Source organism: Dolichospermum circinale AWQC131C (assembly GCF_000426905.1).
Taxonomy (GTDB): Bacteria; Cyanobacteriota; Cyanobacteriia; order Cyanobacteriales; family Nostocaceae; genus Dolichospermum; species Dolichospermum circinale.
Map to the genome: position 1 here is coordinate 1 of NZ_APIY01000441.1, position 1,252 is coordinate 1,252.

Here is a 1,252-nt window from a genome sequence, read left to right on the forward strand (position 1 = left end):
ACCTCAACAAGAATTAGTCGAAGACCTAATGGCAATTATCCACTGCTTTTCTTGTCGATTGTACGGATTGAGGAATTACTCCAAAGAAATCAAGGATAATCTCAAAAATGCTATTGACAAACCTGTACAAGATATGTCAGTTTTAGACAGCAAAGAAATACAGTGTTGAGGTCGAGCAATGCTTTTATCTATCAAAACAAAACTCAAGTTAAACAAAACCCAGGAAATATTAATGGCTAAACACGCTGGTATAGCAAGGTTTACCTATAATTGGGGTTTAGCTACTTGGGCTTGTTTGCATAAAGATGGATTAAAGCCAAACAAATATATCCTCAAAAAATTCTTTAATAACCATGTAAAACCTGAATTGGCATGGATTAAAGAAAAAGGTATTTGTCAGAAAATCACTCAATACGCCTTTGATAGTTTAGGTGAGGCTTTCCAGAGATTTTTTAAAGGACAGTCTAAATATCCCAACTTCAAAAAGAAAGGGAAAAATGATAGTTTTACAATTGATAATGGTGGTAAACCAATTCCTGTAGGTGGCACATCAATAAAACTACCAACAATTGGATGGGTAAAAACTTATGAAGGATTACCTCATACCACCGGCAAAAGTATTACTATTTCTAGGACTGCTGATAGCTGGTACATAGCTTTTTCTTATGAACAAGAATGTCGACCAACTATTAAAAAACATGATGCTGTTGGTGTTGATTTGGGAGTAAAGGAACTAGCTATTCTTAGCACTGGTATTACTTTTGCTAATCCTAAACACTACAAACAGAACTTAGCTAAACTGCAAAGATTATCTAATATCTACTCTAAAAAGGCTTCATGTTCAAGCAATAAGCATAAAGCCAAAATTAAACTAGCTAGACATCATGCGAGAATAGCAAACCTGAGAAAAGATACTCTTCACAAAATCACTACTTACTTATGCAAAAACCACGCGAAGATAGTAGTAGAAGATTTGAATGTTTCAGGGATGTTATCAAACCATAAATTAGCCCAAGCAATAGCTGATTGTGGGTTTCATGAGTTTAAGCGTCAGCTAGAATATAAAGCTAAAAAGTTTGGTTGTGAAATTATAATTGCTGATAGATTTTATCCATCAAGTAAAACCTGTTCTCGATGTGGGCATAAAAAAGAAAATCTTTCTTTATCCGAAAGAATTTATTGCTGTGAGAACTGTGGTTTTGAGATAGATAGGGATCTAAACGCTGCAATTAATTTATCGCGTTTGGCTAAA

General features: G+C 34.3%; 1 protein-coding gene and 1 pseudogene. Both read left to right on the forward strand.

From position 1 onward, the window contains the following. Nucleotides 1–169, forward strand: a pseudogene (locus tag ACIR131C_RS21455) (IS607 family transposase); the annotation flags it as partial. A gap of 9 nt (nucleotides 170–178) precedes the next feature. After that, nucleotides 179–1,252 (forward strand): RNA-guided endonuclease InsQ/TnpB family protein (locus ACIR131C_RS0100845; protein ID WP_028088703.1); only part of this gene is annotated, 1,074 nt, incomplete at its 3' end.